The organism is Tenacibaculum sp. M1.3A, from assembly GCF_057732375.1.
Genome location: NZ_JBYJEF010000010.1, coordinates 18,078 through 31,926, shown reverse-complemented (window position 1 = coordinate 31,926; position 13,849 = coordinate 18,078). Strand labels below are relative to the sequence as shown.

At 31.6% G+C, this 13,849-nt stretch carries 16 protein-coding genes; all 16 read right to left on the bottom strand.

Features of this window, described 5'->3' with window-relative positions:
- Positions 1–68: 68 nt before the first annotated feature.
- Positions 69–1,583: a terminase large subunit domain-containing protein gene (locus AC28QF_RS13205; protein ID WP_488202302.1), complete on the bottom strand. Its 1,515-nt coding sequence runs from the start codon at positions 1,581–1,583 to the stop codon at positions 69–71.
- Complete coding sequence (locus AC28QF_RS13200; protein WP_488202303.1) at positions 1,567–2,148, bottom strand: hypothetical protein; 582 nt, start codon at positions 2,146–2,148, stop codon at positions 1,567–1,569. The genes AC28QF_RS13205 and AC28QF_RS13200 overlap by 17 nt, the downstream gene beginning before the upstream one ends.
- Positions 2,145–2,906 (bottom strand): hypothetical protein, encoded by a 762-nt coding sequence (locus AC28QF_RS13195; RefSeq protein WP_488202304.1) that lies wholly within the window; start codon positions 2,904–2,906, stop codon positions 2,145–2,147. Before AC28QF_RS13195 ends, AC28QF_RS13200 begins: the two co-directional genes overlap by 4 nt.
- A 102-nt stretch (positions 2,907–3,008) precedes the next feature.
- Positions 3,009–3,299: a hypothetical protein gene (locus AC28QF_RS13190; RefSeq protein ID WP_488202305.1), complete on the bottom strand. Its 291-nt coding sequence runs from the start codon at positions 3,297–3,299 to the stop codon at positions 3,009–3,011.
- Positions 3,299–3,859, bottom strand: a complete 561-nt coding sequence (locus tag AC28QF_RS13185) for a hypothetical protein (RefSeq protein ID WP_488202306.1) — start codon at positions 3,857–3,859, stop codon at positions 3,299–3,301. The genes AC28QF_RS13190 and AC28QF_RS13185 overlap by 1 nt, the downstream gene beginning before the upstream one ends.
- 1 nt (position 3,860) lies before the next feature.
- Positions 3,861–4,331: a hypothetical protein gene (locus tag AC28QF_RS13180; RefSeq protein ID WP_488202307.1), complete on the bottom strand. Its 471-nt coding sequence runs from the start codon at positions 4,329–4,331 to the stop codon at positions 3,861–3,863.
- Positions 4,332–4,351: 20 nt separating this feature from the next.
- Positions 4,352–5,365: a hypothetical protein gene (locus tag AC28QF_RS13175; RefSeq protein ID WP_488202308.1), complete on the bottom strand. Its 1,014-nt coding sequence runs from the start codon at positions 5,363–5,365 to the stop codon at positions 4,352–4,354.
- A gap of 12 nt (positions 5,366–5,377) precedes the next feature.
- Entirely contained in the window at positions 5,378–6,712 is a 1,335-nt protein-coding gene (locus AC28QF_RS13170; protein ID WP_488202309.1) for a S49 family peptidase, read from the bottom strand.
- 70 nt (positions 6,713–6,782) lie between these two features.
- Positions 6,783–7,319: a hypothetical protein gene (locus tag AC28QF_RS13165; protein ID WP_488202310.1), complete on the bottom strand. Its 537-nt coding sequence runs from the start codon at positions 7,317–7,319 to the stop codon at positions 6,783–6,785.
- Between the two features lie 58 nt (positions 7,320–7,377).
- Positions 7,378–7,833, bottom strand: a complete 456-nt coding sequence (locus AC28QF_RS13160) for a hypothetical protein (RefSeq protein WP_488202311.1) — start codon at positions 7,831–7,833, stop codon at positions 7,378–7,380.
- A gap of 536 nt (positions 7,834–8,369) precedes the next feature.
- A complete protein-coding gene (locus AC28QF_RS13155; RefSeq protein WP_488202312.1) occupies positions 8,370–8,912 on the bottom strand; it encodes a hypothetical protein in 543 nt (180 codons plus the stop codon).
- A gap of 18 nt (positions 8,913–8,930) precedes the next feature.
- Positions 8,931–9,299: a hypothetical protein gene (locus AC28QF_RS13150; protein WP_488202313.1), complete on the bottom strand. Its 369-nt coding sequence runs from the start codon at positions 9,297–9,299 to the stop codon at positions 8,931–8,933.
- Between the two features lie 50 nt (positions 9,300–9,349).
- Complete coding sequence (locus tag AC28QF_RS13145; RefSeq protein ID WP_488202314.1) at positions 9,350–9,982, bottom strand: recombinase family protein; 633 nt, start codon at positions 9,980–9,982, stop codon at positions 9,350–9,352.
- A gap of 29 nt (positions 9,983–10,011) precedes the next feature.
- Positions 10,012–10,299 carry a hypothetical protein gene (locus AC28QF_RS13140; RefSeq protein WP_488202315.1) on the bottom strand — a complete coding sequence of 96 codons (288 nt, stop codon included), beginning with the start codon at positions 10,297–10,299 and terminating at the stop codon, positions 10,012–10,014.
- Positions 10,300–10,311: 12 nt separating this feature from the next.
- Positions 10,312–13,539 (bottom strand): DNA primase, encoded by a 3,228-nt coding sequence (gene dnaG / locus AC28QF_RS13135; RefSeq protein WP_488202316.1) that lies wholly within the window; start codon positions 13,537–13,539, stop codon positions 10,312–10,314.
- Positions 13,539–13,796 (bottom strand): hypothetical protein, encoded by a 258-nt coding sequence (locus tag AC28QF_RS13130; protein ID WP_488202317.1) that lies wholly within the window; start codon positions 13,794–13,796, stop codon positions 13,539–13,541. Before AC28QF_RS13130 ends, dnaG begins: the two co-directional genes overlap by 1 nt.
- Positions 13,797–13,849 lie beyond the last annotated feature (53 nt).

The following is a 13,849-nucleotide window of genomic DNA, read 5'->3' as shown; positions in this document are numbered from 1 at the left end:
CCGTGGCCTACGAATAAATGACTCTTGCCATTTAAAAAGTTAAGGTAATATGAAAGCCTATTTTAAATTTACACTGTTGAGTTTGGCAAATCTTCTGTTGTTTTTAATTGATTACCAAACAGTTCACTAAACATTGAGAAGATTGGATAGTCAAACGTATCAGAGAAGTGGGTGGTGTGTTGTTGCTCCTCGCTCTTGCGCTGCTCTGGTCGTTTGTCTTTCTTTAAACCTGATGATGTATCTATAATCTCGGCACGCTCTAACGATATAATTAAGTTAGGACAATTAGATGAGTTGATTCTAATCTTAGGTAATTTACCACGCCCATCTTCCCGAAGCATTACATTAATAAGTCTAAACTTATCCATATAATGTGGATTATTACCCACCGTCATCAGGTGCACCTTCCAACCTGCATTGCGTAATAGTTGTGCTGCCTGCTCGGCAAAGGTTAGCTTACTATTGGCTACCCTACTATTACCTTGCCTATCTCCGTAAAAACGTATTGTCTTAACCGGGTAACTTGCATAGTACGGTATAAACTCTTCTAAGAATAGGTGATCTAATATCTTTGGAGACTTTACATAAAACTCCTTTAAAACTTTATATTCATTGCCTTGCAGCTGCGACACTGTTAAGGTATTAATATTAGCACCCCAATCTACCGATATCAATAAAGGCTGTGAGGCATCTAAATCAGCATCTTGTTTACAATTAAAACTGGTGCCATCTAATTTCTTTAAATCTAAAGTTTCTAAGTAAGCGTTGTTATGTTTGGTGTAATAATGAATATCAGGGTTTAATTGGGCATAATAACCATCGGTTATTTCTTTAGGTCGAATGTTTAGCATTTCAGCATTATAAAGAACTGTGTTATTACCATAACCTTCTTTCATGTACTCAAAGTAATCAGGTCTAACATTGTCTAAATTCCAATGCGCAGTTGCGCTATGAAAAAAGTATTCATTAGGTTTTTCAATCATTAACTTTTCAGCTTCTGTAAACCACTTACCCTTTTTAGTTACCGGTGTAGAAGAAATGTATGTTTCAGAAAACATATAAGGGTTATCTCCATAAATGGTTTTAGCGACGGCTCTATTTGTATTCTTAACATTAACCGCTAATTTCTCTTGGTCAATTAAAGCTGCTTCATCAACTAAAAAACCAGAAGAATTAATTCCTCTACCACTATTAGAACTATTTGGAGAATCTAAGCCTACTAATTGAAAAACGGTGCCATTAGAAAAATGGATTATATTATTCCATTGGTTAGGCTTTTCATAAGGCATTCGATACCCCATTCTTTTACCTTCACTTGAACCAACTACATAATCAACACCTTCATAAATACCGAAAAAAGTCAACCCTTTTTTAGTTGATTTTAAAGTATTTGAAAGTATTTGAGCGTACGTATTACCAACAAGTACAAAAGTAGCTCTAGGCATGTATTTACACATCATAATCATAAAATAAGCGAGTATTGTAGATTTACCTGTTCCACGACCCCATTCTAAATATTTTATTTTTTGTTTTGCAAGAACAGCAACTAACTGAGCAAGGTTAAGTTTAATTTGCTTTCTCATCTTCTTCTTCTACATAAGTAAAATTAACATCAATAGTATCTGGAAGATTCATGTTAATACGCTCCTTTTGATTTAAAAAGTGCTGAATTAAAGCATCCTGTTTATTACTAATTACAACATCATAGTTTTGCGTTTTAATTTTATCAATATCAAAAATTGCATCTTCTTTTCTGAAGTCTAGAATATTATCAATATCTCGTTCTAACTTAGCTGCTAATTCTAAATTCTTTTCTTTTAATGCTAAGCCTATTATTTTTCTTTTGCGTTCAATTTGAATGAATTTCCAAGCTTCTCTATTAAATTTTCTAATGCTTCCGAAAATTATTTCTGTATCATTTATCAATCGATAAGCAGACGATAAACTCATTTCATATTTTCGCATAATCATATTTACAGGGTCAAACAAGCTGTCAGAGGCTACCATTCTATCAAAAGTAAATTCTATTCGTTTTTTTCGTTCCTGTTCAAATTCAGTTAATTCAATTTCTCTTTCATTAAAAAAAGAAGCGAGTATGTTTTCTATAGAGTTATCTTTTCGAGCTAATGCCATTTTTCTTTTACTCATAAAAGATTTTTTATTGTTTTAATATTTATGTTTTTTTGGTGGATTTCTTTTTCACCTTTATTAATCTTATTTTCTATTAAGTGTTGCTTATGCTTATCGGTTTCTTTTGCTAAATCAGTGTACCAAACATCAACACGCTTTTGTTGTTTAGACTTGCTACTTTCTAAATTTCTGCGGATTTTGTCTAACTGTAATTCACTCATTTTTGAGTAGTCTTTATTTTTTGATGGCAATATTGTTTTAAACGTATTCCAATGATGTAGCTCTTTCCATATTAAATCGCGTTCTTCTTCTAAATCATCAATAGTTAGCATTATTTTTAACGCCTTTTCTTCGGCATTGGCAGGTAAATCATTAAGCAAAAACTTAAGTTCTATCATTTCAAAAAAAATGTTTCTTGCTCTAGAGTATCTAATACGCAACTCGGCAGGTAAATCGCCAATACGCACCATGGAAAACTCTTGCTGTAAACTTTCTTGCTTTAAAGCAGTTCTGGTTACCTGAACATTAATAGTTTCTTGAGTAATTGGTTTTTTAGGTTCTTGAACTGTCAAGGATTCTTTTACAGTTGGTTTAACCTTAGTCGTACCATTTTTGTATTTACGCAGTTCGGCTACCAGTGTAGCCATATTTCGGTTGTTTTTACCTTTGTTAAGTAACTTTAATATGCGTGTTTTTTTTACAGGCAATGTTGCGTAAATAGCAACACCTTGGTGGTAATCTTTAGAGTTTTTAAACCAGTTAACAATAGCTTCCATACGGTAAAGAACCCAAAATGGCAAGAGTTAAAAAAGGACATAAAAAAACCCACTCAATAACGAGTGGGTTTTCTTAATTAATAAAAATCAACTAACAACGTATTAAAAAGTATTTATTTTGGTTTCGGCAATTTGCTTTAGGTTTTTGTTAGACTTTACTTCTAACAAATAGTTAACTTCTTGCTCTGAAACGGCTTGCAAAATTAATTTTGCTATTCTTTTTTCTGATAGTTTTTCCTTCTTTAAAAAACCAATTGCCTCTTCGGTAATGGTTATAAAAGGAAACGCTTTATTTTCGTACAAAGCCAAATATTTAGAGTTAGACAACTCCTCTCTAGTATCTAATCTACCAAAATTTGGCACATGATATATTCCTTCTCTTACAGTAAACATTAGGCAGGAGTAAACTCAGTAATTGTTCCGGTATAAACTGGTGCCGGGCAACCTTGCACATCTGAAAATTTAAGAGGTATACCTACTAAATCTCCTGCTTTTCCACCTGTACTTGGTGTTGCTTCGGTCATAAAAGCGGGTGACTTGGCACTACCTAACTGTACATTATCTCCGTTTAATTGAGGAATAATAAAGATCATTGGTACATTTTGGTATTTACGAATAAAACCTTTACTCTTTGCCGAAATATTTGGTAACGTTGCCGAGAATGTATTGGTAATCGATTTACTTCCTTTCTCTCCTTCTGCAGCAGTTTCTACCATTCCTGTTTCAGGTAAAATACCCATTTTAAAAAATCCTTTACCAACAGGAAAAGTATGAGGTCCTTCAATAGTAGCTGCTGCTTCTAAAGTAGTAACTGCATCTTTGGTTGGTAAGGCTACTATAGTTTCAAAATCACTAACAGGGCATGCAAAAACATCAATAGGAGAAACTCCTGGTACGTTTTCGGCGTTGGCGCAAAAATCTAAATTATCGGTTACAATTGTATCTGTGCTCATATTAATGAATTTGTTCTAAATAGTTACTATTTCCGTTTACTAGCTCAAGCATTATTTCTTCATCTTCAATAATTTCATTGATATAAGTACTAACACCATCGATATTTAAAGAGATTGGAGCCGATTTTTTAAATCTAAATCGTTGCCCTCTATCGTCTTTAAATACTTTTCTTACATCCTTTACAGAGTTTTTAGCATCTTTTACAGCAGTTGCCTGCTCGTCTGCTTTTTTGTTTTCTGCAGCTTTAGCCTTTTTATCTGAAGCTGATTTATTAGCAGCTCTTAATTTATTAGCTTCTTGTTGCCTTAATTGAGTTGCATTTAAAACAGGAGTATCATCTAATGCTTTTAGTTCTGCTGCTTTCTTATCAGCAGCTTCTTTATCTACCAATGCTTTAGCTTCTTCTGATGCTTTTACTTCAGCAGCCTTTTCAGCTGCCAAAGTATCTACATTATTATTATTATTTGCCATAATTTCTAGAGTTTTAAAGATTATACTACAGTTACACCATCAATACCGTAGTATTTTTGGTTTAACGCTGTAGATCCTAAACCATATTCTGCATCAGTGTAGTTAGCTACTACAACTAATTCATTGATTAAGAAATCATATCCTTTCCAGAACTCCATAAAGATTTTCATCTTGTAATCTTGTTTCTGAATATCAGTTACTCCTGGTTTACCATCAAAAACATCAATCAACCTTCTGAAGTTGTTTTCAATCGTACCAAAAACATCATCAGTTTCCATTCCTGGTAAAGCAATGATTTCACGTTTTCCTAAACGAGTTTTCATCACATCGTTCTGAAATTTATTTTGACCGAATTGCTCTTCATATTGCAATTGATAACGTTCTGCGTTATTTTCGGACATAAAAATCTTTTTTATCTTTCCCTTTAACTTAGAAGGAAGGTTTCTTTCCCAGACAGTAACCTGATCTACAATATTTGTATCAGTTAATGCAGAGATAGGATTTTTAAAAGGAGTGTGACCTGTTCCTGGTACTTCTGCAAAAAGATTTAAAAGAATCTTTTCAATACCATTCATAGATTTACCAAATGTTCCTAAATCTCCAGCATCATAAACACCTTTAATTTCTAAATGAGCTAAATCATCAATAACCTTTGGTAATAGTTCTTTCTCAATGATATATTTAGAAATCGGCATATCTTCAATAGATAAATCCTCAGCATATAAATGGGCCCAATAAGAACTTAAAATATCAGCAGGAACTAAAGCGAAATTCACTTTTTGTTGGTAGTTTACTAAAATTTTGTGTGCAATTTGCAAAGCACCTAATTCATTCCAAACAGAATCAAATCCTTGTACTACATTAGATAAAAGTGTGCTTCCTTGCGGAAATTTACCTTTTACCTTTGTTAAAGGTTTTGTGTGTTTGTCTAAGATACTTTCAGCTCTATTAATAGATGCTGAAATTAAATCTGGATTTGCAGTTAAGTAAGTATTCACCTCCTTAATTACATCATCAATAACCATGTCTGCCATAATAATTATATTTTATTTTTGTTCGTAAATAGAGGATTTAAAGTCTACATAATCGTGCTTTTTCTCTCCCGTGTTTTGTGCACCTAAATTGGTGTGTATAGCTCCTGGTTGTTCACCAAGCATTGCAATTTTGTTTTTCATTGCAGTAAATGCAGTAGCAACATCTGTTACTTTAGCATCTCCTTCTAATTGAAGAGATGTATTTACTTCATCTACAATTGCAGTGTTTGATAATTTGGTGTTTAAGGCTGCAAATGCACCTGCTACATCTGTTACTTTAGCATCGCCTTCTAACTGTAAAGAAGTATTTACTTCATCTACAATTGTTGTGTTTGCTTGAGTAACTGTATTGTTTGCGGTTTGTAAAGAGGCTAACTTACCTTCTACTTTACCAGCTTCTTCTTCGGTAAGCAATAAACCTGTTCGGTTTTCATCTACTTCAAAAGCAGTCCCTAAAACAGCTTCAATAGCTTTGTATGATTTATTCATTGGTACGGTTTTTTTTGGTGTTGGTGTGGTTTTAGAATTTAATTGTAAGTAATTAATAGCATCATCAAAAGAACCTAAAGCATCTATTAATCCTACTTTTAAAGCTTCTTCTGGCTCATATACTTTACCATGGCAAGCTTCATCTTTTAAAATTGGTCTAAATAATTTCACATCGTTTTCAAACTTTTCAGCTAAAGGATTCAATGCTTCTTTTAACATTGTAAAATCTCCTTCTTTTGCTTTTCTTGAGACTAAATTTTTATCATAACTAGAATCTGCATAAATATCATTTAACTCAATTCCTTGATTTTCTAAATACTTATCTATGTTTTTATAACTTGTCATAGCTCCTATAGAACCAACGAAATCTGCATCAGGCTCCATAAAAACTTTATCTGTAGCACTTATTATATAATAAGCAGCAGAACCTGCAATACCATCAATATATGACGCTGTAGGTAAGCTATATTTTTTTATAAATTTTGCAAATCGTCTAGTTCCTGAAGCTTCTCCTCCTGGTGATGAAGTATAAAATAAAACTGAACTCACCAATTTTTCAGACTGCCATTCTTTCATCTTAGAAATCATAGAGCTAGTTCCTACAGGACCACAAAGTTGATCGTTCTTAAAAACAATGCCTGATAAATTTATAACACCTACTTTATTACTTAAAGTAGGTGCGGAATTTTCACTATTAAAAGATTGTATAGAAAACACAGGTGTATCAGTATCAAATAAAGTACTTAACTCTTTATTTTGCATAAAGCCTGAAAGCATTGGTAAATATTCTCCTATAAACTGAGGAGAAACAAACCAAGGATTACCTATTACTGAAGCTAATGTTTTTTTGTTTTTCAAATTGTACTTTTTTAAGTATTATAACTTTAAAGTACAAGTATATGATTAGCAGTAATCTAAAAAAAGGACATTACAGTGAGGTAGCTAATTGAAGTGCCAAGCCTCTAGAAAAAACATTAAAAGTAACTTCTTCAAATAATTTAGTACCGCCATACCCGGTTCCTGTTAACTGAACACTATAGCCTTTTATTACATTAGGTTTTGCATTGTTTAACTCGCTAAAACTAAACAGTAAAGGCTGTGCCGTTGTGCCATACAAATGATTTGTTTCTCTTTTTGACACCAAAACAACTACTTCTTTATTATTATAGGTTTCTAATAATTGTTGTACATTTTTATCTTGTGGCGTAACTGTAAACGAAATTTTTGTTTTATATAGCTTACCGGATGATTTTGCACTTGATGAATGGTTTACTTTTATATTATTTTGCAATAAATTTAAAAGCATTACCTGTGAAGAATCAGTAATATTTGTTATATACTCTTCAATAACAGCATCTGGAGTTAAATGTGTGAAATTAGGTAAATAACTTTTTTCGAAAACTGCAATTTTATAAAAAGTATCTATGTGATGATCGTCAATATGATTGTGAATTTCTTGTATCATTTTTCTAGGTTTTTAACAGGACAAATTTCCCTTTTGGGTATTTTGTACAGTACTGTTTTTAAGCGACTTGCTTAGGGTTTTTACGTTTAAAATCTCTGTAAATTGTTTCTAATTTTAACTCTTCTTCAGTTATTCCGTATATATCTAAAAAAGATTTTATTATTTTAAAATAACCCTCTTTATGTACTTCTTTTATGCGCCTGCAGTGAGCGTATAATTCATTACGAAACATTTTATCAAATATTTTATTAAAAACCTGCCCTCTCTTAATACCTACAAAAACACCATTACGTAGATACTGCTCTTCTTTAATTATTATTTTCAAGGTTTTATTAAAATTAGATTTACCAATTTTTAAATCCATATTTCTATTTAAGGACGATAAAATTATAATCCCAAAAATATCAGAGCGATCTGCGTTTATTACTTCAGAGCCATTTTTATGAAGAATATATTTGTAAACATGATCTGAAACAGGAATCGTTTCAGTAATTGAATAATCAGAAGAAGTCATGAGTGTTTTTTGTAAAAATAAATAAATTAGATAAAAACAACTAAAATATTAGTCTTTTTTATCTAATTATGTTTTTTAGCAATAAAAAAAAGGTTGTTGTACTGTTGGACCCTAATATTTCAACAGAAATAGTTCAACAGTACAACAACCACCCTAACTAACTGATTTTTAGATGAATATTTATTGGACCATATTAAAAACATGTTGGAACTTGTTGAATAACACCTCTTTTTGTTGGAACAGTGTTTTTGTAATTCAACAAGTTCCAACAAATAAACAGTAATATAATATAGATTAAATAAAGATAAGTGACTAGTAATTAGATACATACTATAAATAAAATCTATATTGTTGGAACTGTTGAACTGTTGAACGCAATATCTTACACTTTTCTAGCTTAAATTTTTTTTTAAATTAGGGGTTGAGGGGAATAAACGCAAAACGACCAGAAGAATTAATCTTCTGGTCATTTTAGTATTCTACATTTCAACAGTTCAACTGTGAGAGTGTCTGTTATATAACCTACAGTTATTTAATTACGCTCTCGCATATTGAACAAATTCATTACCTCTATCAGAAAATTCTTTAATCATAGAGCAAACTAAACCAAATGACATTCCAGAGTGTCCTTGTTCTTCAATAACTGCTTTTACTTCTTTTAATTCACAGTCATTATTTAGCTTTTCCACAATATCAAGACAAGCTCCTAATTCAAATCCTTTATAGAGGTCATTCAATCTAATCGGTACTATTTTAGCCCATAGTTTATGATGCTTTTTATCAAGTATTTTACTGCCCTTTTCAATCCATTCTTTTGTGAGTTTTGGTATTGCTAACTTGTGTTCTTCCTCCTGTCGTTTATATTTATCTTGCCTTTTTCGTTCTGCTTCGTCAAATTCAGATTTAGTTTTTCCAGTTATCTTTTTAAAAGCAGAATCTAAATCGTCAATATCAGAGTAAAGTATTTTACCGTTAAATTTGATACAAACTAAATCTTCGTGTTTTTTTAATTCTTCTATCGCAGATTCTATTGTAGTTACACCCCAAATTTCTATTTCTCTATAATTTTTACTTTCCATTATTTCTACAGTTATTTTTTAATCTTCAAATCCGTTTTCCTTTCTAATCTGCTTCTGTTTATCCTCAATTCTTTTAATGTAAGATTGAATACCTTTAACCGTGTTTCGGTTTCTTGGGTAATCGTAAGCATTTTGAAGCGCAGAATCTAGTTGATGCCCAAATCCCTCTCTTATAGCCCATCTATAACCTAGTATTAATTCAGCAGTAAGTAAATGCCTATCTTCAGTAACTTTATCTACTTTTTCTAAAGCAACGGTCATGTACCAGTCATAAGCAGCTTTTTCATAAACAACATTTTCAGGTTGTTTAAAAGTGATCGTTTCCTCGTTGGTAAACTGCTCTTTTCTTTCTCTTTTGTAAACTTCATTTTCTTTTACTAAATACATAGTTTGCGTTTTTGCGTTAATTTTTGCGTTTTGTTTGCGTAAGTGAAAACCTACAGTTTAAATTTTGCGTTTTTATTACCAGTATTTTTATGCACAAAGGTTTTAATATCTATTCCTTCGTGCTTTAAGCATCTATAAACAGAGCCTTGTGCAATTCCAAATGTTACTTTAATATCTTTAATTGAGTTGGTCTCATCTTTCCACATACTGGTTACGCCCGGAGCAATTTTTCTTAACCTTTTAGATAATCCTTTAGGCCTGCCTCCTATTCTATTTCTTTTTCTAGCCGAAGCTAACCCTGTAATGACTCTTTCTCTAGAAATCTCTCTATCCATCTGATTTAAAGAAGTGAATACATTAAAAATAAATTTACCATGAGGAGATTTGGTGTCTAAAAATGGCTCTTGAATACTTTTAAACTCAATATTATTTGACTCAAAGAATTCCATCATCGATAGCATGTGTTTTACGTTTCTAGCAAGTCGACAAGATTTATACACAACTACATGATCCCCTTCTCTTAACTTCATAAGTAACTTATCTAAACCTTTTCTATCTTCTTTTGCACCTGAAGCGACATCGGTAAGAATGTTATTAGAATGTATTCCGAAAGCTTCTAATGCATCTATTTGCATTTCTAAATTTTGTGAAGCTGTGCTAACTCTAGCATATCCAAATTTCATATTATTGGTTTTTTGAATTTTGTCATATTTTATTGAATTTTAAAACTTTTGTGAATAAACACCCTATTATCTTTTAAGAAAATATTTATGTCTTCCATGTTTGTAGTTTCCTTAATGAAGTAACATTTTTGCTCTACTTCATCGGTTTTAAAACTTTTTAACCAAAAGGGTAAATGCAGTCTTCGTTTATAGATTGCCTCTTTTTCATAATCTGGAAGATCTTTATAAAAATCTATCTCTTTTAAATCAGCTGGAGTTGCAACTACCAATTCTAATTGTATAGTCGTTGTTTCTAATTCTAATGGAAGTACACACATAATTATTAGGTTTTAAAATGGTAAATCGTCTTTTTCTTCTGGTTCTTTTGCAGGTTCTGGTTCTGGAGTAAATCTTTCTAATGAAATAATATTATTACGTCTCATTGCTGTTATATTAAAAGCGTAACAACTATGCACACCGTTTTTAAATCGTTTCCCTTTTACAAGGCCTATAAAGTAGGTTCTACTTTTAAAGTAGTTTCGTAAAGTAGTTTCACCAATTGGTTGCACACCTTCTCTTTTAGTACATTCTTTAGTATAATCTTGGTGAACAGAATTTAAACGTAAATACAATATTTCCTCTTGTTCTGCATTTTTGTAAATCTCAACTTTCTTTTGTGCTGCAGCAATTTTAATATCTACTTTAGAATCAATTACAAATTGAAAACCTTCAGCAATTACTTTATGCTCATACATCCATTGTAAAATGCTCCAGAACTCAGTTAAACCATTACTATCTTGTATTGCTTCACTATTTTCTATAATACCCGCAATTGCTTGTTTAAAAATGCTTTCGTATGTAAATGGAAATGTAATTCTGTTTTCTAAAATCTTATAAGTAATTAGTAAAACAGCATAATTACCAAGTATTCTTTCTTCGTATTCTTGCTCTTGCCCTGGTGTATCAAAAACAGCCTTAATTTCTCTTACAACTTCATTATAAGTTCTCCCTATCGAATCTTCAAAAAGTTGCCTGTGTTCTACAACTTCTAAAATTAAAGAGCTCAAACCTTGTGAACTGGCGTTCATCAATTTTGTAAAGTTTTCTCTTTGTTCACTCGTTCTGTTTCCTAAAGGAAATTGCAATGAAATTAATCTACTTTGTAATGAATTATCATCTCTAGTAGGTAGGTATTGACCAGCTATATAAATAGAAGAATTTATCTTATCGGTTTTTGTTCTATTGTCATTAGTGGCCATACCTTTTTCCCTACCCATTCCTTGATGCGCTCCTTTCATTGCTTGGAACATCTTTTCGTCTAAACGATCATGATATTCATCTAAAAAAACGGTGGTGTTTTTTGTTCTTGATAATCTTCTTGAGAAACCAACTAAAGTTGATGTGTTTAACTCTAGAGCATCTAAATTATAGAAAAAGAAATTTTGCAATACTTTACCAAAGGCAGATTTACCAGAACCTTTTTCGCCAAAACCACCTAATAAAGGAAAGAAATCGTAGTTGGTTAAAAACAAATCTCTAAACAAGGTTGCAAAGTTGAAAAGGATGCCAATTCTGCCCTTTTCTTCAAAAACAGTTAGAAACTGTTGCATCCAACTTTGTAAGGTAATAGGAGCTTTTTTATAAATAAACTTTCGGTCATTTTCATAAGGATCATCTCCATCTTGATTTTTTATATGCATTGCAGAATATGCTGGCGAATAGTAATACTCTACTTTTTCATTATAATCATCTTCTTCTGAAGTATCAACTCCATCTAAATGAATAATTCCGTATTTATTAACTTCTCTAAATTTATCTTTCCAATACACACCGTTAGCAAAAGCAAAAAAACCTTTACTGTTCCATCCCATATTTTGCAGTTCTAATGCGGTATTGAATTCTCTTAATATTTTTTGAGCTAATAAATCAAACTGTGTGGTTGTTGAGCCAGAAAGAAAAATATAGTATCCTAAACGTATTAATTGCTTTTTAAAATCTGAGAAGTTTACAAAAGAATCAGATTCTAAATCTATTAATTGCTTTTGGTTGTTGGTATTTACAACCTCACAAAGTCGTTTGTTTTCCTTTTTTCCTTTAATATGAAAAAGCGGTGTAATTTTAAATTGAGTGCCTTGAAAAAACCCATCTCCTTTAGTAAAGTGATACGCATTACCAATAATACAGAAACGGTCTGATAAAAATTGTTCGTGATCTGCACCATCTGGTAAACCTAATGTTGATTTACTTATTCCTTTGCCTCCAGACTCTTTTTCAATTTCATTTTGTCGTGCTATTCTTAATTCTGAAATCTGATGCTTTATTGTTGCTTGCTTTTGATTTAAAATTTTAGCAGCTACTTTAACATAACTAGCCTGTACAACTTCATTCGTTATTTTAAATAACAATTTAGAAGTTTCGGAAACCACTTTTGCAATTCCAAACGGATCTCCCGCAGTCTCTTTATGTAACTTAGTTAAAAACCATTCTATAGCATCAATCCTATTGCTTTCAATAAAAGTTGGCATATCTAATTGACCTCTGGCACAATCATCAGGATCTGTATCTTCTGGTAACGGAACTATTGAAACTCTAAAGCCATGTTTTAATAAAATATCTAAATCTCTTATCGAAGCTTTTACTCCTGCAGAATCACCATCTCTAAACAAAACAACATGCTCGCAAATACGTTTTAATTTTTTTGCTTGTATTTGGGTAAGTGCAGTTCCGCAGGTGGCAATAGTTTGTGTGCATTCTTTTTGATGCATCGTAATAACATCAGTATAACCTTCACATAAAATTGCAAAACCACTTTTAGCAATACTTCTTTTTGCTAAATGAAATCCATAAAGATTTTCTTCTTTTTTATAGATTTCTGTTTCAGGGCCATTTAAATACTTTGCGTATTTTTCAAAATCTTCACCATTTTGTCTACGTCCGCCAAATGAAATGGTATCTCCGTTTTTATTACAAATAGGAAACATTATTCTTTCTTTGTAAAAATCGTAAGTCTTATTATCGGCAGCTTTACAAACACCTATTTTAACACCTGAAGCTAACTTTGCATGCTCTATAAGTGTTTTTGTAACCTCATTATTTAAATTAGAAAAGCCAATATTAAACTCTAAAATAGTATCGGCATCATAACCTAAAGTAGCAATGTGTTTTTTTGCCCAATGTGTTTCTGGTAACGCTCTAAAATTTTGATGGTACTTTTTTGCAATGTTATTGGTTAAAGCAGTTAAAGAGAGTTCTTCTTTACGAGCCTGTTTTACTTCTGCAGTTTGTTTTTCTTCTTCTAAGTGAATATTACAAATACCTGCAATAATTTTAACCGCTTCTATAAAATCACATTTTTCATGTTCTATTACAAACGATATAACGTTACCGCCAATACCAGTACCAAAACACTTAAATATTTCTTTTGATGGAGAAACAGACATACTTGCTGTATTCTCTTCTTTAAAAGGAGATTTGTAAAACCAATTAGATCCTTTTTTCTTACCGTCTTTACAAAAAGAATCAACAACTGTTACAATATCTGCTTCTCTTACTCTGTCAATAGATTGTCTTGTGTACATTAATTGCGACTGTTGTTAGGAGTTATTTTCTCTTCGTGATAAAATGAATAAGTAGCTACTAAATTAGCAGTAGGATGTTGTTTACAAGTAGCTTTTTTAAAATCTTCAGTTACTTGTTTTGATAAATCTGATATTGAAAAATTAGTATTAACCGTTACAATTTTATGCGCCTTGCAAACAGTTTTTTTACAACGAGAACATTGCTGTACAATCTTTAAATCTTTTATTGTTTCCGTTGGGCTTAATGCGTTGTTCATAATAATCTTGTACGGTTTTAATTTTGTTGTTTACTGCTGACTTTACCGGAGTG